The organism is Paenibacillus sp. FSL R7-0652 (assembly GCF_038595045.1).
Lineage (GTDB): Bacteria > Bacillota > Bacilli > Paenibacillales > Paenibacillaceae > Paenibacillus.
In genome coordinates this window covers 212,858-232,530 of the sequence record NZ_CP152001.1, presented here as the reverse complement: position 1 = coordinate 232,530, position 19,673 = coordinate 212,858, and the positions used below count along the sequence as shown (strand labels likewise).

Here is a 19,673-nt window from a genome sequence, read left to right as displayed (position 1 = left end):
GCCTTGTTAGGGCTTTATTTTCATTGTTATAGATGGCAAATGGGTTAGGCTTGGGAAGTCTAAATTTACAGAAAGCCTATACGATTAGATGGGACACTCCAGCAGCTTCACACAGAGATCTGTAAGGACATGTTAGGGTTTATCAGCTTGCCCGCGTACAGATTTGCCTAAGCTCGCTGCCAGTTTAACCTACAGACTCAGCTCCGTTGGTTTCAGCTGCGCCATTTGTTTGCAGAATTCTTCCGGTGTCACGTCACCAGCCAGCAGCTGGGCAATCAGATTTTTATGTGCCTCGGCAGACTCTGCAGGCAGAATGTTATCCCACCAAGCGATGAATGACGTTGCCGTTTTCATGATATCGGCCGCAGACAGATCGAGAGAGGACAAACTGGAGGTGTCGAGTGAATCGGTTTTCCAACTTGGCAGTCCTGCTCCCGCCAGGAAACCCTGTGTGCCGAGCTGCTCGCTCAGATACATCAGGAATTCCGCAGCTTCCTTCGGATGCTTGGTCGTCTGGCTGATATAGAAACCGTCGACGGCTCCGCCGAAGATTTCAGTACTGGTGCCTTTGCCATCCTCAAATACCGGGAATGGAATCACCTTCACTTTGCCTTTGACTGAGGAGGAAGACGGGTCTTCAATGCCTGCATTGACCCAGTTGGCTTGGAACATCATTGCTCCTTTGCCCGCATTAAACGCCCCCAGCATCTCGTCATAGCTCATACTGAACATACTGCTGTTGAATGCTCCGGCCTGAGCCAGCTGCTGCATCTTGGCTGCCGCCGCAACAAAGTCCGGCGAGTCCCACTTGGACGGATCCTTGAACGCTTCAATCACCGCTGCATTGCCTGCCTGACGCATCGCAATCATGTCATACCAGTACATGCCCGGCCAGCGGTCTTTCTCACCGATTACTGCCGGAGTGATCCCTGCTGCCTTCAGTTTGGTGACAGCATCCAACAGCTCATTATATGTAGTCGGAATTTTGGCACCCGCCTGCTCGAACAGTTCTGTATTCACATACAGGTTGGCAATGTGTGTGTACACAGGAAGCGTATAGATTTTGCCGTCCATATTGATTGCTTCAGCCATCCCTGGGCCCATGCGCTCCTTGATATCGTCTGTCAGATAACTTGTAATTTCGAGTACGTTACCAGATTTAATATACGGCTGCATAAAGCTGCCGCCACCCATGCCGTAGAACAAGTCTGGTGATTCCCCCGCTGCGATAGATGTTTTAACCTTGGTCTTGTATTGTTCGCCAGTTGTGCCTGTACGTTCAACCTGGATGTCGGGATGCTCGCTGTTCCATTTCTCAACAATCTCTGGCAGCAGCTTGGCGGATGGGTCCGTCGTGCCAACGGATTGATCCCACAATGTCAGTTTGATCTTGCCATTGCTCTCCCCCTGTGCCCCGCCGGATGATCCGGACGAACATGCCGCCAGACTCCCTGCAAGCCCCAGAGCCAGAAACAGACTTAAAGATTTCTTTAATAGCGCTTTCATCATATGACCTCCCTGATCTTTGTATTGGTTCTATCCACATTTTAGTAATTGGACGCGATGTTCTCCATTTAGAAAACAGGCATTTTGTTGTAATATTCAAACATAAATGAAAGCGTGACCATTGAACAAATTATAAGGTTAACTTCTGACGTTCCGATATTCATTCATTGATCGGCCGACATGTTTTTTGAACAGCACGCTGAAATAATGCGGGTCCGGGATGCCTACCTGTTCTCCGATCTCGTACCCTTTCAAATCAGTCTGCTTCAGCAGCGATTCTGCTTTTTTCATCCGAAGCTGTGTCAAATATTCCACAAAGGTCTGGCCGGTTTCTTTTTTCATCAGCCGCCCCAAGTGGCCCGGACTCACATAAAAAGCTGCAGCCGTACTCGAAAGCCCCACTTCCGCATTGCCCATCTGCTCTTCAAGATATGCCTTAATCTGATCAATCAGATTGCCTTCCTTGGCTTGACGTTTAGCCTGAATAACATCCGCGACCGCGCGGACATGCTGCTCTAACATCATCCGCAGCTCGGGTAGATGCTCTGCCATAAACATCCGGGTAACCGCTTCTTTGTTGAACACCTCTTCACCCTCAAGCTGCTGTTCCATAACGGCACGCTGGCACTCCGTAACCACATCCATGGCTGCCATGCGGAACTGGGCTGCATTGGAGAATGGGGCAGCTAGGATCTGTTCAAGTAAAGACGCAGCTTCCTCACCAGCACCAACACTGATGCAGAACTGCAGCTGCTCTAGAAGTCCTTTATCCGATCGATACGGCTGGCTGCGTTTATCGCTTCGGATCACGAGATCCTCGAAGCAGATGACCTGGTTTTTTCCCGCAAACGTCTGGTAATCCAGAGCACGACATGCTTCACGGTAAGCAGTACAGACTCTCTCCCACCCGGAGTACAGCTGTCCGATTCCGATCGTGACGTCTGCCTCAGTACCGTCAACCTTAAGCAGACATCGCAGTTCTTCCAGAAGCTGCCCGGCCTGCTCGGTAAGCTTGGCATCAGGGTTGGTCGCGAGAATGACAATACGATTGTGTGTGTCCGTGACAATGATTGTGTATATATCCTGCTGGTAATAGGCCTGTACGTGCTTCAAACCCTCCATCCGCAGCAAAATCTGAACTTCCTCTGCAGCAGTCTCCGCTTGTGTAGGTGCAGATGCCTGTACCTCGATGATGGCTATTCGAGACTGCGGATGGTCCGCAGCGATTGGAATGCCGTAGAAACGCACCTGCTCCCGTACCTCATCCTCATGCATCAGGCCTTGGAGCCATTGATTCACAAATCGTTCCTTGAGATACGGCAGACTGCGCTTCATTTCTTCCCGCAGCTTAGCCAATTCATATTCGCGCCCTTTCTCCTGTTCAATGCCCGCTCGCAGCTTGGCCGTAACATGTAATAACTCGGAGGCACGAATTGGTTTTAAAATAAAATCGGATATGCCCAGCTTAATACTCTGACGTGCATATTCAAATTCGTTATGTCCTGTCACAACTACGATTTTGACGTTGGGATATCGCTCCAGAATCAATCCACTCAGCTCAATCCCATCCATCCGCGGCATATAGATATCTGTGAACACGATGTCCGGCCGCAGCAGCTCAACCTGCTGCAGTGCCTCTGCAGCATCGGAAGCTTCGCCAACAATGGTCATGCCCTGCTCCTGCCAATCGATACGCATACGCAGCAGATTTCGGATGAGATATTCATCATCTACAATCAAAACTTTTAATGGCTCCATAATGTACCTTCTCCCTTCGGAATCGTAATCGTTATGGTGGTGCCCTTTCCTAGAGCACTCTCCAGATTCAACACATCTTCTCGATCATAAAATATTCGCAGCCGCTCCGCCGTTCCCCAGAGGCCAAAGCTGGCATTTACATGAGAGTTCGCATTAGGGTTAGGCGCTGGAGTCAGCGGCGAAGAAGTTTTATAGGAATCCGGAGCATTGGTGGGATCTGTCAGGTCATTAAGATAACAGGAATGAAGGGGATCAGCCTGTATCGACTTTGATAACGGCACGTTGACTATGTTCTTCTCTGTACACTGGATCTGCTTCATTTGTTCCTCGGACATACCCGCCCCATCGTCAAAGATGGTCACTGTGACAGCATCCGCCGTCTGCCGGGCCTGAATACGTATAATGCCTGAACTGCCTTTGGCACGAATACCGTGATACAGTGAATTTTCCACCAGCGGCTGCAGTACCAGCTTGGGCATCATCACCTGCTCGCAGTCTGGAGCTATATCGAACTGCACTTCGAACACATCCGGATATCGAACCTGCTGAATGGTCAGATAATGACGTACAATCTCGACCTCTTCCTGCAGTGTAATGACTTCATTGCCTTTGCTCACACTAAGCCGATAGTAACTTCCGAGAGCCTCCAACATCTCGCACACCTTGTCGTTCATGCCCGACATCGCGAGGGAAGTGATCGAATCCAGTGTGTTGTACAGAAAATGCGGCTTGATCTGCGCCTGCAGCATGTTCAGCTCAGCTCGGCGGATCAGCTGCTGTTCCTGAATAATGCGCCTCAGCATCTGATCGATCTGCTCAATCATCTGGTTGTATCCACTGTACAGCTGTTCGAATTCGTAACTGTTCAGCTCAACTTTGACTTTGCGAAAATTGCCGCTTGGCGCTTTTTGCATGGAACGAAGCAGTTTGTGAATCGGCTTGATAACACTGCGGGAGATGATGAAAGAGCTGATGAAAAATACAGACCCGTTCACTGCCAGCAGCATGAGGGCTAGAAAAACCAGGGATTTATTACGCGTGTCTGCCGCACGAGATGGACTTATACTGACGTATTTCCACTGATTTTCACCAGCAGAGCGGTAGGTCACCACATAATCCTGACCACCCGAATGCAGCATTATGGAGCCAGAGGGCTGCTCTTGAAATGCTTGTTTTAACTCAGCCTTGTTGGCTTCCAAAATGCTGTGTATACCTGCTTGTTTCTGAGCCGCAGGCGTAAATGCTTCAGCTTCAGATATTGCAGGTACGGATTCTTTCGGTGCAGTTGAATTGCTGGCAATGACTTGCAGATGCTCGTCCAAAACAGCCACCTGAAACGAATCCTGAGCCGGCAGATTGGCATAGGCCTGAGCTATAGACTTCTCCTTAATGTTCATGACAAGGAACCCGAGCGGGGAGGTATCATCCAGATCCCGCATCAAACGAATGAAAGAAACGACTTTCTCTTTTTCTGTGCTCTTCGTGTTGGCTGCAATTTTGCTGTTATTTTTGATATCATTGCTGTCGTTCTCCACGATCGTATTGTCGCCGCCATTGAGTCTGAGCAGATATCGACCTTTGTAATTTAACGCCTGCTCATACCAAGGCGCATCCTCCACGTTAGCTTCAAGAAAAGCAGGCCACTCCTGCGTTCCTACCGAAAATCGATGCCCCGAGTTGTCGTAAATATAGACCGAATCAATAATTGGAACCGCTTGCATAAGATTGGTTAAATACGCGCTGACCTTGGACTGTGTCTGCAAATTGGAATACACATTACCCTGCCGAAGCAAGTTCTGCAGGTTGGGATCGGAGAAGATCATTTTCGAGTAATTGTTCACGTTCTCCATCATGAGATCCACGTTGGTCTGGATGGACGTAATCGTCTGCAGAGATGCTTCGTTGATCTTCTGCTGCGCGTCATTTTCCGAAATCCGGTTCAATACCAAGGCACTGAACGCCACCGTTAGCAGAATAATGACAAAATACGCAAAGGGGATTTTAAAAGCGAGTGTCTTGGGCTTGCGCAGCATAAGCTCTTTCAAACGAAATGGTAGATTAAAATTCCTTTTCAACATTAGACCCTCCGTTAGCTCAGATTCCGGGGCTTGATGCTCTCTCGGATTTTATACAATTGTATATTATATGCCTGGTTCTGGTGGACCCTCAACTATTTTTATCGCTTTCTGCTGGTTTAGGTTAGTGAAATAGGTTGGGCCTATGATGCTGGCAGAGAAGGGTGAAACGTCAGACGGATTAAAAAAAGCGACCTTCACTATGAGATGTGAAGATCGCTCCAATAATATCTTGAGAGGTGAGGAGACAAGCAGGGGATACGCAGGTGAATACAAACATAAGTAAGCGTAAGCTTCGTTTCGTCCGCAGTCTCGTCTCGTAGATCTAAAGCGAGAATTCGGTAACACCCTTTTTGGAAGCATATTTCAGCGTATAGTTTCCTTCTGTACCGTAAGGCATGGTACCAATCTGGAGGCGGGTGTAATCCAGCCGGCTCTCCCGCAGCACTTTTTTGACCAGGGCTATCGCCCGTTGTTCGTCGGTGACCACACAGAAGATGTTCATCACATATTTCGCTGGATCGACTGTGCTGCTTCCTTGATCACATCCATCGACCTCTCCCAGCTCATGCTCAGTCAGAGCAGCATCCAGGTATTCCATCACCTTCTCTTTCAACCATTGATCACGCTTGCTGCCCTTCGCACTTTTCAGCGGATACTGTACGGCAAGCCAGTGTTTTTCGCTCATTAGCAGTCACTGCCTTTCGATAAATTTATACACTAAAATCCATACAGTACGTGCCTTGGTCTATCTTGTATGCCCTAGTTTTATTTCTTCCATAGTCTCTAAGATGTTTATTCTCAACCCGTTCTTCCAAGAAACCCCCAGCCGCTGTGAAAATAGATGCCCATCATCCGTATGTATTTCAAACACGCTATTTCAAGAGGGGATGAATCCAGCATCAAGTCATATATCCTCTTCCAACTTATGAAATTCGCCTCTCGATCAAAAACAGCTGCAAAACCAGCTAATTCTATGTTAATCTTTAATATATCGTTACGCACGTGAAAGATTCATGTTTCTTCTGATATTTAAGAACAAGAGTTCTTACTCATGGTATAATAGATTTTATGTAAGGAGGTCCTATTCATGGAGTTTAAAAAGGGCGAATTGTTTAACGGACCTGGTGGATTTGCGCTTGGCGCCGCGATGGCTAAGGTGACAGCCAATGGGACTGAATACAGCGTAAAACATAAATGGTCCAATGACTACAAAGAAGATACTTGCAACACCTATCGGCATAATATATGCCCGAATCAACCAGAAACTGTACATCATGGAGATGTTCGTGAACTGGACCTGACGCAGCTTGGAGAGATTGATTGTTTCATATATGGATTCCCGTGTAACGATTTTTCGCTAGTTGGAGAGAAAAAAGGAATAGACGGTACCTTCGGCCCTCTCTACACTTACGGAATTAAAGTCCTAAACCATTATCGACCGAAGTGGTTCATTGCAGAGAACGTTGGCGGATTACAAAGTGCGAACGACGGACAGGCCTTTATTCAAATTCTCAAAGAGATGAGAGATGCCGGCTATCGTCTAACTCCACACTTATACAATTTTGCTGACTACGGTGTCCCGCAGGCCAGACAGAGAATTATCATTATTGGCTTTAGAGATGACTTGAGTATGGAGTATCATGTCCCAGCCCCAACTCATGGACCGGGAAGAGCGCTGCCCTATCGTACAGCTTCAGATGCTCTGCTTGATCCTCCAATATCATCAGACGCTTACAATCACGAATTCACCCGCCATACACAGAAGGTCATTGATATGCTCAACCATATCCCTCCTGGCGAGAACGCGTGGTACCAGGGAATCCCTGAATCTTTGCAGCTGAATGTGAAGGGTGCCCGCATGAGTCAAATCTACAGACGTCTCCACCCGGATTCGCCATCCTATACTGTTACAGGAAGCGGTGGTGGTGGAACCCATATGTATCACTGGTCTGAACCCCGCGCTTTAAGCAACAGAGAACGGGCCAGAATTCAAACGTTTCCTGATGATTTCATCTTCACAGGTGGCAAAGAAAGCGTCAGAATGCAGGTCGGCATGGCTGTACCGCCATTAGGTGCGAAAGTCATCGTAGAATCCGTTCTCAAAACGTACGCTGGTGTGTCATACGAATCCGTGAAGCCCAAATGGGACATTGATCAGCTGCTCAGCCAGACTACACTTAAGGAACTTGTTATTGTATGAAATGAATACTATTACCTCCCTCCGATCCTATGGGAGGTAATATTTTTATTTATGCTGGAATGTACATAAACGAATAGCACAATGAAATAGGATTGGAGATCATCATAGACATGAGATTACTATGTTCAGATATTTTGCCGCTCCGTATAGAAGATCCTCAGAAAGCATTTATAGATTATTTTAATGAAGCAGCTTCATCATGTGACCACTTGGAAATTGCCGTTGGTTATGTATCAAAGGCCTCACTTAAAGAGCTGGGCAGGATTGTTGAGGAATATCGTATCAAAAAAGTTTGTTTAACCATCGGAATGTATTTTTTAGATGGAATGCCAGAAGGTACATATCATACAGCTGTATCCCTTCACGAGGCATGGCAGAACTCTGATATCGACGGTGAAGTGCGAATTGTAAGAGCCTTTAGTTATCATGGTAAACTTTATACTTTTTACAAAGAAGGCCAGCCCATAGCGGGAATCATCGGTTCTCAAAACTTAGGAGCTATTAAACTGGAAGCATCCAACTTACGTCAATACGAGGTCGCGGCAGTGACTGAGGTTCCCGAAGAAATAGAGGAATTAACAGGTATTATTAGCAAACTAAAACGACCAAACTGCTCCGTTCCAATTCAGGATGTACATATAAAGCTCCTTCGTGAAGTAAATCGTGAATTAGTAGATCAAGAATTTGTTACAAGGGTTTCCTCGGATGAGGTTACTGCATATCAGAATCAAAAGACTGACATTTCGTTCGAGATTCCTTTAAAGGTGCCTTCCAACCATGATGATCCCCAAATGCGGGGTTCTAACATCAACGTGTGTTATGCCAAAGGACGTAAACGTGTATGGTGGGAAGTTGAGATTGTAGTTGGCAAAGAAATTAGAGACTTACCGGGATATCCAGAGTATCAAGTACCGTTTATGGTCGTAACAGATGACGGTTGGAAATTTCAAGTATGGACCTGTGGACAGAATAATAAAAACCTCTACTCCAAAGATGATCTGAAGATTATGGGACGCTGGATTAAAGGCCGTCTTGCGGCTGCAGGATTGATCGAATCCATAAACCAGGTAGAAACAGATACGTTATTCGAGGGTCTGATTACCGAAGAAACACTTGAAAAGTATGGGAGAAAGAGCCTTACACTGACCAAAACAGCATTAACAACAACGATTGACAACGGTACAGAAATTGATGTTTGGCTGCTCTCCTTTTTACCGCATACCAATGACGATAGGGAGCTGCTGCTATGAGCTATTTAGAATCTTATCTCCAAACCATTATAGAGCGGGGAAATGTGCAGCTGGCTGAGTCTATCCAAAAAACGGTCAATGACGTTGTTCCTGCATATTTAGAAAACTTTTCGTTCTGTGACCATGAAGTAGGATTACTTTTTGGAAATGTTCAGTCCGGCAAGACCGGCCAAATGTTTGGACTTGCTGCAGCGGCTTCAGATTTAGGATTTCCGGTATTTATTATTTTAACAACCGACAATGTCCTTCTTCAGCAGCAAACGATTCATCGAGTCAGGACTGACCTGCAGCAGTTCTGTATTTGTGACGAATACGACTCCGAGACATTTAACAGAAATTCGCTCATGAAACCTACCATTATTGTTTTGAAGAAAAATGTGAATACCCTAAGGCAGTGGTCCAATATATTAGCTTCCACCGGCTTTATGAAGGGCAATGCATTGTTTATCATTGATGACGAGGCCGATGCGGCCTCATTAAACACGCTTGTGAACAAAAGCCGGAAGTCTTCCATTAATAAATATCTGGATGAAATCAAATCAAGAGCGGCATGCAGCATATATCTCCAGGTAACTGGAACACCGCAAGCGATTCTACTGCAAACAATGGCATCGGGCTGGCACCCCTATTTTACATACTATTTCCGCCCTGGGCGTGGTTATCTTGGGGGCGATTTTTTCTTTCCTCAATACGAGGAGCCAAGATCTGTCGTATTCACTGACACAAGTGAAAATCCATTAAAAGCAGCTGTAATTTCCCACCTAATGGCTTCCAGTCAGATTTTAATCTCAGGTGGCAAGGTCTGCAACTTTTTGATTCATCCAAGTGTTCGTCAGGCAGTCCATACCCAATTTCAGAATGAAGTCTATCGGGAGCTTCAGTTTTGTACGGAGAATATTGATGATCCTGCTTTCATACTCGCGTTAAGACAAGAGTTTGACCGAGCACAGCCCGAAAAATACGAGCGCAAATCGTTTGAAGATGTTTATGCTAACATCAAACGTTTGTTGATCAACCATCAGGTAAATGTGCTTGTAATGAATGGTTCCTCAACCGTTACCAGTGAACAGTATGAGAGTGGTTCGAATATTATCATTGGCGGCAATACCTTGGGAAGGGGAGTTACTTTCCCCGGGCTGCATACGATTCTCTACACGCGTACTGCTAAAAAGCCACAAGCTGATACGATGTGGCAGCACAGCCGCATGTTTGGATATGATCGAGATCAAGGCCTTATGCGAGTTTTTATCGGTCAGGAACTATATAAATTGTTTTCAGACATCAACGCGACCAATAACTCCATCATCTCTCAGGTAGAGCGAGGCTTGAAGCATATCAAAATGTTTTATCCGGAGGGACTGAATCCGACAAGAAAAAATGTACTGGATCATAAAAAGGTGAGCATGATATCAGGCGGTACAAATTATTATCCATTTGCACCAGATAACAATACCATCGAAGATCTGAACCAGCTGTTGCAGCGGTTTGATGATACAGAAGACTATTATCAGGTAAGCTTGCGGCTGATGATTGAAATTCTCATCCATATGACGTCCGAATCTGATTTTCGAATCCATGCTTTTGTCAGCATTATTAATTCAATGTTAGCGGATAACCCTACTTCCCAAGGCATACTTCTTGTTCGCAGAAATCGGAACGTAGCCAAAGGTACAGGTGCGATGCTCTCGTCTAATGATTGGCAGCTGGGTGCATCCATTCAGGATAAGGTTGTACTGACGGTTTACCAGATGACAGGCGAAAAGGGCTGGAACGGACGAAAACTATGGGTTCCTAACATTAAGCTGCCCAGTGATATCGTTTATTATGATGTGAATGACGATGATTAAGGACACTTGTATTTGAAGTTTTCTAAAATAACAGATTCGTATTTTTGGAATTCAAGATGTAATAACCCGCTCCATGAGCGGGTTTTTAGTTCGATATTATAGGTTACTGTATGTGCCATATCCCTTTTAGACGGTTAATGGTATGAATCCATTTAGAAGCTCGCGGCTTACAAACGGTGTTTTGATTCCCGAAGAAACCAATTTCCGATACAGCTGCACTTGCAGGCAGAGCTTGGATCCAATTCACTTTAACAATGAATTCTGCACGATCATCATCGTGTAAAAACTCTTTGAAGTAATTTGCTTTACTGCTGAGTTGATATATCGTTTGCTCTACTCCATCCTGCGGGAAGAACACTTCGTCTGCTTTTTTTGCTGTATCCGTTACAGTACCTACACCAACATACCCAACACCTGGAATATTGGCCCAAACACGATCTCCAATCGATAGTTGATTAAGTGTACGGGAGTACCATTCCCCACCACCACCTGATATAAATCCATACGTCAGGGCATCCGACCAACTGCGATTTGTTCCATCCCCGAAAGAAACATAATATTCTCCGTTCCAGGGCTCTTTATCTTTAACTACATTTGATGCATTATCTAAAGTCTCTTGTGGGTCAATCATCCATGCACGACTTATGTATTTCGTTGAGTCCTCCTCAAAGACAGTGAAGAAGATAACATTGATTGGAATTAGGGAGTCACTAAGATACTCCACAATTCTCTCCGTACTTGAGTCTAATTCAGCTGCTACAATAACAATCTGGTGGGAATGATTGATATTTTCCTCTTCAAGTTTAACCTTAAATTTATTATAATACGCATCCTCTAGACTATGTTGATACTTAGGGTATTTAGCTATATACGACTCATATATTACGGATATTTGACTTGCTGACAAGCCTTTAACCCACGAAGCATAATCCAGTCCCTGTGCAACAACCTCCCGACTAGTTTTATGTTTCTTTAATTCAATAATAATGATAGATCCGCTGTTATCAATTGCTAACAAATCAATGTATGTATTAAACTCTGTCAGGACCTGTCTTCCTATGATGAGCCAATTGTCGTCCAATACAGCAGGATTGGATTGAATGATCTCCTCAAGTTCAATTTCCAAATCTAGAGTTACATTTTTTACGAGTCTAACGTCACTTCCAGAAACTCTCCAAATTCCATGTTTTATCGCCAACATGCTCAACTCATTTCAAATTTTTTTTTCGCTCTCTACATAAATATGCAATCCAACCTTTCTTATCATATCATGCAAAAGTGAGTTTTTCTTTTATTTGTATCTCAAAAATTGAAGAGATCTAAAATGATATGGATGCTGTAATTAAAATAGCGTTTCACAGCATTGCTATAGGACAATAATGCATGATTCCAGAGTACATAAATACTTTTATTGACCATTTATTTAATTTTACTTTTAATATTATTTAATTACACTTTAACTTTATTAAAGATAATGTTATTATAGATTTAAAAGGAGGGGAATTATGGAAAGAAGAAATTTGCCTGACTGGGTGATGTGCTTGGAAAATGAGGATCTCGAGTTCATAAAGAAATTTGTTCTCAAATCAGGCTCTCTGAAGGAGATAGCAAAAATATATGAAGTTTCATACCCGACAGTTCGAATTAAACTCGACCGCTTGATAGAAAAAATAAAGGCAAATGAAACCGAAGAGAATGAAGATTTCATCAAATTCATTAAACATTTATCCATCGACGACCGGATTAGTCTAGACGATGCAAAACTAATTATTGAAAAATATAAATCGGAAAGGAACGATAATCGATGACTGACATATATAACCTTCTTGTCATTGTTGGTATACTAGCAGCTCAATACTTACTATCCACTCGAAATCATGTCCTCTGGGGAGCCATTATCCCTCTCGCTTACATTGCTTTCTCTACGTGGATGTTCGTTACAGACCGGTATGAGAGTGTTCTAAGCTATACGCTGTATTTGCTCTTGGGATTGATCTTCCTCATCTCGGAATGGAGTGTGGGCAGAAAATCACTTCAGCAGAAGAGAAATAAGGAACTAATGAAGATGAGAACGCAGGACATTAAATAAAGTTATACCGACATGAAATGGCCACCTGACCTAGTCGGGTGGCCATTTTTCTAAATAAAAATGTGAAATACTTCATCTACCTATGTAATCTTCTACAATTAGAATTAAATGCTGTTATTAATATTAAAGATGTATACAGCACATCTGACTTATTATATTTAATCCCCCACCAATTTCTTAAAAATCTTTTCCTGCTGCTTCTGTGCTTCTATAGCGTTACGAGCTGGTGCAAAATATTTACCGTCATCCTGATCAATGAATAGAAAATATATTTCTTCGAACCTCGAGTCTCCCCATACAATATCGATCAGTTCGTGTGCAATCTCGTCCCCATTTCGTTTCTGGGTCAGGAATACTGGGAAGTCCTCGGCCCCTTCCAACTTCATATACAATCGCTCAAGAAAGCTCGTATTTTTTCCTGCCTCTACTGTCTCGTATGTATCATCATTTACTTTCATGACTCCTACATATCTGTTAGGACTAAAAAGATTCCGGTAGCCTTTCACTTCAATAGAAACTTCTATAGTCGTTCCATCTATTGAAGATGCTGTATATTGTTGATTTACATCATAAGGGTACTTATACCAGACGGTTATCCCAAGAACTACAAGCATAATAAGCAGTAAAATTCTTTTAATGGTGATGTCCTCCTAAGTTCAGGTTGATAACCCACACCTTAAGCCTTGATTGACTTCCGATATAAATGTACCATAATTTATAATAAATGTAGTTCAGTTAAGATGCTGCAGCATTTTCTTATTACTCAGATAACTATGATGATCAGCGGTCTATCTGTGGAGTTCACTGAACCAATGTTTCATTACATCGTGCTCTATAGTGTTTTTCAAATCACTTTCCTTACCTTAATTAAAGGAGGTATCCTGTGTTTAATATTTTCTCCAAACTCTATTCAGAGTACTTATTAATTCCCAGGCCGCTGCGTTTAATAGTTCTATGGGGACGGATCATTCTATTATTCATCGTAGGATATACATTCAATTGGTTTAACTTTTAAAATAAGCAGTCTAGGTTCTTCTCTCCGCTTTTATCAATCCTCTGATTGTTCAGAACTGTTTTCTTGACCAAGAGACAGGATAGCTGCAGCTACCATCAGGCTTACGCATACCACACCCCTCCATGATCCGGGCTTACGTCCAATCTTCTTTCAGTCGTGAGACGAATAGCCTCTTTCTTCTTCTCTTCACTGTATGGAGAGATCATTGCCCAGATGCAAACTTAATTTTCCAGTCATTCCGTGAGCGGAAGATATGTTCAAATAAAGTTCTCCAGTTGGCCAAGCTTTCTCACTAAAAAATGTATGTTCTTTACCGTCTGCTGGAACAGTTCCAGACATTTTTGCTGCACCAGTTATTGATCCTTGGTTAATCGTGAATGTGAATGGTTGTGAACCTGTGTTTTTAAAGCTCACTTTTACATAGTCAAATCCATCTGGAAATTTAAACTGTTTCGTAGTAGAAGTACCTGCGAGATCTTCATTATTGATTACTGTAGATGTAGGTAAGGATGTAGTAGTAGATTCATCTGCTAATTCTGGCCCTTTAATTGAATCGGTGGTATAGATGTATAGGAAGATAATTACACCGATAGAAATTAGAACTGACAGAAATATTTTTGTGGTATTTTTCATAAAAAGATAATCTCCAAATATAGAATTATTATTGTCAGGAGGAAGATAGCCCTTAGATTTGGTTTCACTCACGGTATTCTTACTCCTGCTATTTCCCAGCAGCATCAAATATAATCTCAAATTGATTACCTTCTGCATCCTCACGAATGTGCCTGTTGTTCTTTATAGCCATAGCCGCGATAAGGAAGGCGGAGTGTGGGACAGCAATCACGTCAGGATCGTACTGCAGAATCATACGTATACAGGCCACCACCATTTTAAACCTGTGCTATGGGAAGAAAGCAAATACCCCTTTCAGTTCCGAATCTAAAAGGGGTGGAACTAACCATCATCTTTACTCTAATATGGCAGATTTAATGTCATAAAGCTTAAAATATCGTCTTCTTGTTTCGTATCCACAGCGATTTTATTACGCTGCATTTTTTTGCAAGATGTACATTCATGTACAATTTGATATCCTTTTTTACTAGAAAATTCGAGTTGAATGGGCTTCATTAATCCTTTACAACTACTTAAACGATCGCCTGGTCTATTGTCTAGATGCTTAGAAAATAAGCAAATTGGACAATGATTTCTAAAGCTTCCGTTTGTTAATGGTTCAACATATGCATGACAGTTTTCACAACGGAAACTTGTATTCTCAGTTTTTCTACTCAACGTATCTTCCTCCAAGATGAATTATTTCATCTGAAGAAAGGGTTCCGTTTAGTTTTCCTATCACAAGATAGTTTCAGGCTTTTAAAGGGAAGTGACAAATTCACCGTCTTGTTTTGCAAAACGATTACTTCTAGTTCCTACTTCACAAAAGCATCTTTCATCTTTTGATCCGAACCACGATTGATTTTCATGTTTTGTATCAACCACTGTAAGACGGACTTACTCCACCTTCCACTAGTAAGTGTTCACCTCTAATCACTGACAAAGGCATTCGTCCCCTAAAAGACACGTTGGCTTTTATCCAGTAGGTGCATATAAGTAAACTCCATTTCATTGAGATAATAGTTAGTTCCATATTTAATTATAACAAAATATATTTTTAGTGAATATTCAAACAAACAATAAGCCATCACATTAACCGCACTACGTACAGAGGTACCGCCATGTACATCATCAGAGATATATCGTAATCGACGTCAGAGAAGCCCGAAGCCTTAGAGCCAGAGCGGTTTACCCTCTCACTCGATCTCCTTCGGCTCATTCCGTTTAAAAGAATGGAAACCTGTTATCAATCGCATGCAGACCGTCACTCCCCTATAGGCTTCTGCATAGAATGGAGAAAATGAAAGAATCTACATTGGAGGTCATGACCATGAACTTGCAACTGCAGGGGCAACAAGAACAAACATTGTTTCGAATGGATCCAACCACGATGAATAACTTAAAATCCATTCAAGACCATGTAACAAATATATGTAAAAACAATGTTAATGCACTTGTTCGAGTGGAGACAGCAGATGGCGATGTCTTTGAAGGGTTACTCATCCACTGCGAAAGGGGAATTGTATACTTAAAACTACCAAGCCCTGTGACTAATCGAGGCTTTGTTCCTGGTTTCCACAATGATGTCGTATTACCCCTAGTGCTGTTCAATTTACTTGCCATTTCATTATTATAGGCTCGACCCGAGCCTAATCCTATAATTAAGGAGTGAAATCTTATGGCATTCATGCCGCCTCAAGGACCACAAGGAGCACAGCAGCCACCATCCTCTCCTCCTCCACAATTCACACCACCGCAACCCGCTGCTGCAGCGTTCGCCATCGACCCCGGAGCTATTGCTGGTTGTTTATTCCGCAACACATACGTGTGGCTAAGAAATGGGAACGCGTTCTGGTTCTTTCCAACCTTTGTAGGGCGTACATCGGTTGCAGGTTTTAGATGGACCGGTCGAAGATGGGTGTTTACTGGAGTTGATCTAAGAAGCATTGTGTCATTTACATGTTTTTAGAGAAGAAGATAGCAGCCCCTTTTCAACTCATCAAAAACAAGAAAAAGCACCCTATCGGGTGCTTTTTCTGATACTACTAATGGAGGCGAGGGGAGTCGAACCCCTGTCCGAAGATAACGACACATAAGCTTCTACGGGTGTAGTCACAGTTTTGATGTCACCCGAGTATCGCCCCGTAACGCAACATAAGTTCTTTTACACTATTTATGTTGCTACTTAGAATCACATAACAAAGAATATAAAATTTCAAACTGAAATGTTTAAGATATATGTTGGCTGTAGTTTGCTCTAAATACAAGTACAAATTCAAATTTTTAGTTGAATTTGAGTATTAGCTTAATCTAAAGATTATCCAATAGATGAGCTATAATTCAATGATTTAATATAATTTTCCATTAATGTCCAGTTAGGTACACCGCTCGAATTGGTAGGGAGCTTTATTTTTGATATTTTCATTCGCTCGACATGCCATTTTCTACCAAAGTTAAATCTATATTTCTCAAGCTTCAATAAAGTTATTATGAACATAGCGATATATGGTGTCAATGGGAACTTAGGATAGAGTACATTAACATCGTCCGAAGCCCAGAAAGGAACTGCTTGGTAGAACGATTCAGCTACCGATCCATTATAGTTAACGCTTATGGTGTTTCCTTCATGGATAGCTGCCTGCCCTACAAAACGCGATACCCCATTGTTCTTATCAATTGAACCTATAAAAGGTGTTCCACCCTCTGTCATATTAGCCTTCGTTAATCTCTTTCCCTTTTTAATCTCGAACAGAGATTGAAGCTCAAACCATTTCCACTTCGCACCTTTTATATCAATTGAATTTTCTGTCGAATTAAAGGGCGCACGAGCTTGATCGAATTGATTAACATCAAAGCTATTTACCCATTCTGGTATTTCCTCATGTGCTGGCAGTAGAATATCTCTTATGGATCTATTGGCTTGTCTTCCATAGCTATAACGGTATCTATTTGCCTTTATGCATACACTATAATATAGTAATTCTTGCTTAGTCATCAGTATTTTGGGACTAAGACATGCTATATGGAAACCAGTATAGTAGGGTCTTTCTTGAATAAATGTAGATAAGACACCATTACCGCTTAACGCACAGGTAAGTTCACCTGCTGGATTAGGCTCTATTCCATCAATAGGTTCAACATATGCAGAAATACCATTATCATTCATCTTTCTGGACACGAAGGGAATGCCTTCAAGCCCACATTGCTTAAGACGATTTAATTCAAGACTATGACCATAACGAACCTCAAACAAATCAATCAGCTTCTTCAACATCATCGCTCCCCAGTGTTCCTCCAAGCATTTTAAAGACTGCATACTTCTTTACCGCTTCTTCAAATGTTTCTTTTGAGATAGCTGAGTAATCAGTTTCCATATATGCCTCTGCACACCATTCATCTTCGTGTGTAACGTACTCGGTTACACTTTCACCTGGTTTTACTTCCCTATTTTTAAATTGTTCAACCCATTGATCTCTAATCGACGGCCAAGCATCATTTAAATCAATTCGCCCTTTGTGCTTTGTTTTAGAGTAGCCATCGTTTTTCCAATAACCGAACCATGTCTTCTTGTTACTTGTTTTATGGGGAACTCCTGCCGTAAATACCATAATACAAGTAATTACTCCAACAGGATAAAACAGTTCATCAGGCATAGACATAACTGCCTCCAGTGTATGATGTTTCAGCAGCTCTTCCCTCATAGGATGAGGGGAAATAGCACAAGACATTGGAACAATTGCAATTCCTGTTCCACCTTTTTGAAGACAACTTAACATATGATTGACGAAAACAAGTTCATGTAACTCAGCATCTCCCTGAGAATAAGGAGGATTAAGCATTCCAATTTGGCAATTATGAGCCTTCATGGCTTTCGTAATAGCCTGATCGAATGAAGATCCTTGATACAGGTTTGCTTTTCCATCGCCTCTTAATATCATATTACTTGCAGCTAATGCATACATATTAGGTTGCTGCTCAACACCAACAAGACATTCCTTCTTAATTAGCTCTCTCTCTACTTCCGTTTTGGAAAGACGTATCATCTGCTGCATAGCTGATATTAAGAAACCACCAGTACCTGCACAAATATCCAAGACTTTAGTTGCAACTACCCTTGTTTTTCCATTCTCATCTGTCTCCGTGTTAACCGATAGGTTAGCTATTAGAGAAAATAATTCAGTTATATGCCTCGGGGTCAGTACTATTCCTAGCGCTTTCTTATCCCCACCAGTGTATTTGAGAAACTCCCCATAAAATTGACCAACTACATCAAAGTCGTGATACACACTTACGAAAGGCCATACCTTTTCATTCAACATTCTAATCAGTTCATGTAGTGTTCCTTTTGGAAACTTAGCCGACCCTTTACCAAGTTCGGGGTGAACCGCAATAGTTGAATACGGCTGAGCCATGTTTGCTTTTTTAGAATTTGGAATTTGGGCTTTTTCTATTTCTCCTTTAATTACATGCATCCATTGTTTCTGAAGATCTTCTGGTGTGTAATCCCCAAAACTCTTTGCAAAAGCCGTGTTTTTCAAAGCAATTAGTGTTCCACTTACAAGAAGAGGCTTCTCATTTTCAGTTAACTTAGCGTGATCTCTCATAAAGTCATGGAGTTCCCTAGAAAATGCCATGAGATCGTCATGACGTTGTTTTGCCACTTCGGTATCGAAAGAGCCATGTCTAATGAAATCTTCATATGGAATGATTGAATCAATCTCTCTATCATGCTCATTAGTAAGAACTTTATATTCGTTAGAATTTTTAGGATACAAAAAAGTGGATATTTTCAACCCAGATTTTGTCTGACCACTAGCCGCTATAGCGATTACGTTATATGATTTGCTTAAGAATTTTGCATAATGAAGCGCACCATCAACAGCAAACTCAACTGGTTTATTTCTATCTGGACTTTCATGATGCTTTATACTACCTTTGCATTCAAATATAATCAGAAAGTCTGGTGATGATGGAGAGCTAATAATGAATTCAGGTGCGCCTTTCCCGCCTTTACCAGACTTACTGGCACCTTTGAGTAGTCTTGTTACTTCCTCTATCTGACTCTTTTGCTCTTCAATAACAATATCGCTCTCAGTATTCCCGTAGCCAAGACCCCTTAGTTGATCTCTTACTATATTCTCTGTGATTCTCTCGTTTACCATTATCAATCATTACCTCAATTCTAAAATAATTCGGCGGTACAATTCCTTTGGTTATTAAAGTATCCCAATGCTCTGGGAATATATAGTTTACTGAATTTAAATGATAACAAACAGCATTTCTTCGCAATTAATATATTTTATTTTACCACAATTATC

16 protein-coding genes are annotated in these 19,673 nt (G+C 42.4%); 6 read left to right on the top strand and 10 right to left on the bottom strand.

What is annotated here, in order from left to right; genetic code table 11:
* Positions 1-189 precede the first annotated feature (189 nt).
* From MKY97_RS01090 to MKY97_RS01075, 4 genes are all read right to left on the bottom strand, one after another.
* Positions 190-1,509, bottom strand: coding sequence for an extracellular solute-binding protein (locus MKY97_RS01090; RefSeq protein WP_342553737.1), 1,320 nt, complete (start codon positions 1,507-1,509; stop codon positions 190-192).
* Between the two features lie 135 nt (positions 1,510-1,644).
* A complete protein-coding gene (locus tag MKY97_RS01085) occupies positions 1,645-3,264 on the bottom strand; it encodes a response regulator (protein WP_342553736.1) in 1,620 nt (539 codons plus the stop codon).
* Positions 3,252-5,342, bottom strand: coding sequence for a sensor histidine kinase (locus tag MKY97_RS01080; protein ID WP_342553735.1), 2,091 nt, complete (start codon positions 5,340-5,342; stop codon positions 3,252-3,254). The genes MKY97_RS01085 and MKY97_RS01080 overlap by 13 nt, the downstream gene beginning before the upstream one ends.
* Before the next feature lie 322 nt (positions 5,343-5,664).
* Positions 5,665-6,027: a hypothetical protein gene (locus MKY97_RS01075; protein ID WP_342553734.1), complete on the bottom strand. Its 363-nt coding sequence runs from the start codon at positions 6,025-6,027 to the stop codon at positions 5,665-5,667.
* 402 nt (positions 6,028-6,429) lie between these two features.
* Between MKY97_RS01075 and MKY97_RS01070 the strand changes: the two genes are divergently transcribed.
* From MKY97_RS01070 to MKY97_RS01060, 3 genes are all read left to right on the top strand, one after another.
* The gene (locus tag MKY97_RS01070) at positions 6,430-7,542 is read left to right on the top strand and encodes a DNA cytosine methyltransferase (protein ID WP_342553733.1); all 1,113 of its coding nucleotides are present in this window, start codon (positions 6,430-6,432) and stop codon (positions 7,540-7,542) included.
* A 110-nt stretch (positions 7,543-7,652) separates the two neighbouring features.
* Positions 7,653-8,792 carry a restriction endonuclease PLD domain-containing protein gene (locus tag MKY97_RS01065; RefSeq protein ID WP_342553732.1) on the top strand — a complete coding sequence of 380 codons (1,140 nt, stop codon included), beginning with the start codon at positions 7,653-7,655 and terminating at the stop codon, positions 8,790-8,792.
* The gene (locus tag MKY97_RS01060) at positions 8,789-10,639 is read left to right on the top strand and encodes a Z1 domain-containing protein (protein WP_342553731.1); all 1,851 of its coding nucleotides are present in this window, start codon (positions 8,789-8,791) and stop codon (positions 10,637-10,639) included. Before MKY97_RS01065 ends, MKY97_RS01060 begins: the two co-directional genes overlap by 4 nt.
* Positions 10,640-10,742: 103 nt before the next feature.
* Here MKY97_RS01060 and MKY97_RS01055 read toward each other — a convergent pair whose 3' ends face one another.
* A complete protein-coding gene (locus tag MKY97_RS01055) occupies positions 10,743-11,840 on the bottom strand; it encodes an endonuclease NucS domain-containing protein (RefSeq protein WP_342553730.1) in 1,098 nt (365 codons plus the stop codon).
* A gap of 304 nt (positions 11,841-12,144) precedes the next feature.
* Between MKY97_RS01055 and MKY97_RS01050 the strand changes: the two genes are divergently transcribed.
* Together MKY97_RS01050 and MKY97_RS01045 are read left to right on the top strand one after the other, a co-directional pair.
* Entirely contained in the window at positions 12,145-12,447 is a 303-nt protein-coding gene (locus MKY97_RS01050) for a DUF2089 family protein (protein WP_342553729.1), read from the top strand.
* The gene (locus MKY97_RS01045) at positions 12,444-12,728 is read left to right on the top strand and encodes a hypothetical protein (RefSeq protein WP_342553728.1); all 285 of its coding nucleotides are present in this window, start codon (positions 12,444-12,446) and stop codon (positions 12,726-12,728) included. The genes MKY97_RS01050 and MKY97_RS01045 overlap by 4 nt, the downstream gene beginning before the upstream one ends.
* Positions 12,729-12,886: 158 nt before the next feature.
* On the opposite strand, the gene MKY97_RS01040 is transcribed toward MKY97_RS01045, so the two are convergent.
* The 3 genes from MKY97_RS01040 to MKY97_RS01030 form a co-directional block, all read right to left on the bottom strand.
* Complete coding sequence (locus tag MKY97_RS01040) at positions 12,887-13,186, bottom strand: hypothetical protein (RefSeq protein WP_342553727.1); 300 nt, start codon at positions 13,184-13,186, stop codon at positions 12,887-12,889.
* Positions 13,187-13,929: 743 nt separating this feature from the next.
* Positions 13,930-14,448: a hypothetical protein gene (locus tag MKY97_RS01035; protein ID WP_342553726.1), complete on the bottom strand. Its 519-nt coding sequence runs from the start codon at positions 14,446-14,448 to the stop codon at positions 13,930-13,932.
* Positions 14,449-14,715: 267 nt separating this feature from the next.
* Entirely contained in the window at positions 14,716-15,033 is a 318-nt protein-coding gene (locus MKY97_RS01030) for an RNHCP domain-containing protein (RefSeq protein ID WP_342553725.1), read from the bottom strand.
* Positions 15,034-15,685: 652 nt separating this feature from the next.
* Between MKY97_RS01030 and MKY97_RS01025 the strand changes: the two genes are divergently transcribed.
* Positions 15,686-15,991: a hypothetical protein gene (locus MKY97_RS01025; protein ID WP_342553724.1), complete on the top strand. Its 306-nt coding sequence runs from the start codon at positions 15,686-15,688 to the stop codon at positions 15,989-15,991.
* Between the two features lie 681 nt (positions 15,992-16,672).
* Here MKY97_RS01025 and MKY97_RS01020 read toward each other — a convergent pair.
* Positions 16,673-17,632, bottom strand: a complete 960-nt coding sequence (locus MKY97_RS01020) for a restriction endonuclease subunit S (RefSeq protein WP_342553723.1) — start codon at positions 17,630-17,632, stop codon at positions 16,673-16,675.
* Positions 17,610-19,517 carry an N-6 DNA methylase gene (locus MKY97_RS01015; RefSeq protein WP_342553722.1) on the bottom strand — a complete coding sequence of 636 codons (1,908 nt, stop codon included), beginning with the start codon at positions 19,515-19,517 and terminating at the stop codon, positions 17,610-17,612. The genes MKY97_RS01020 and MKY97_RS01015 overlap by 23 nt, the downstream gene beginning before the upstream one ends.
* Positions 19,518-19,673: the final 156 nt, after the last annotated feature.

Excerpts from the sequence above, each read along its gene's own strand:
- MKY97_RS01050 (WP_342553729.1), top strand. The coding sequence starts at position 12,145 with ATGGAAAGAAGAAATTTGCCTGACTGGGTGATGTGCTTGGAAAATGAG.
- MKY97_RS01020 (WP_342553723.1), bottom strand. The coding sequence starts at position 17,632 with ATGATGTTGAAGAAGCTGATTGATTTGTTTGAGGTTCGTTATGGTCAT.
- MKY97_RS01075 (WP_342553734.1), bottom strand. The coding sequence starts at position 6,027 with ATGAGCGAAAAACACTGGCTTGCCGTACAGTATCCGCTGAAAAGTGCG.
- MKY97_RS01080 (WP_342553735.1), bottom strand. The coding sequence starts at position 5,342 with ATGTTGAAAAGGAATTTTAATCTACCATTTCGTTTGAAAGAGCTTATG.
- MKY97_RS01015 (WP_342553722.1), bottom strand. The coding sequence starts at position 19,517 with ATGGTAAACGAGAGAATCACAGAGAATATAGTAAGAGATCAACTAAGG.
- MKY97_RS01045 (WP_342553728.1), top strand. The coding sequence starts at position 12,444 with ATGACTGACATATATAACCTTCTTGTCATTGTTGGTATACTAGCAGCT.
- MKY97_RS01040 (WP_342553727.1), bottom strand. The coding sequence starts at position 13,186 with ATGAAAGTAAATGATGATACATACGAGACAGTAGAGGCAGGAAAAAAT.
- MKY97_RS01060 (WP_342553731.1), top strand. The coding sequence starts at position 8,789 with ATGAGCTATTTAGAATCTTATCTCCAAACCATTATAGAGCGGGGAAAT.
- MKY97_RS01025 (WP_342553724.1), top strand. The coding sequence starts at position 15,686 with ATGAACTTGCAACTGCAGGGGCAACAAGAACAAACATTGTTTCGAATG.
- MKY97_RS01055 (WP_342553730.1), bottom strand. The coding sequence starts at position 11,840 with ATGTTGGCGATAAAACATGGAATTTGGAGAGTTTCTGGAAGTGACGTT.
- MKY97_RS01090 (WP_342553737.1), bottom strand. The coding sequence starts at position 1,509 with ATGATGAAAGCGCTATTAAAGAAATCTTTAAGTCTGTTTCTGGCTCTG.
- MKY97_RS01070 (WP_342553733.1), top strand. The coding sequence starts at position 6,430 with ATGGAGTTTAAAAAGGGCGAATTGTTTAACGGACCTGGTGGATTTGCG.
- MKY97_RS01065 (WP_342553732.1), top strand. The coding sequence starts at position 7,653 with ATGAGATTACTATGTTCAGATATTTTGCCGCTCCGTATAGAAGATCCT.
- MKY97_RS01085 (WP_342553736.1), bottom strand. The coding sequence starts at position 3,264 with ATGGAGCCATTAAAAGTTTTGATTGTAGATGATGAATATCTCATCCGA.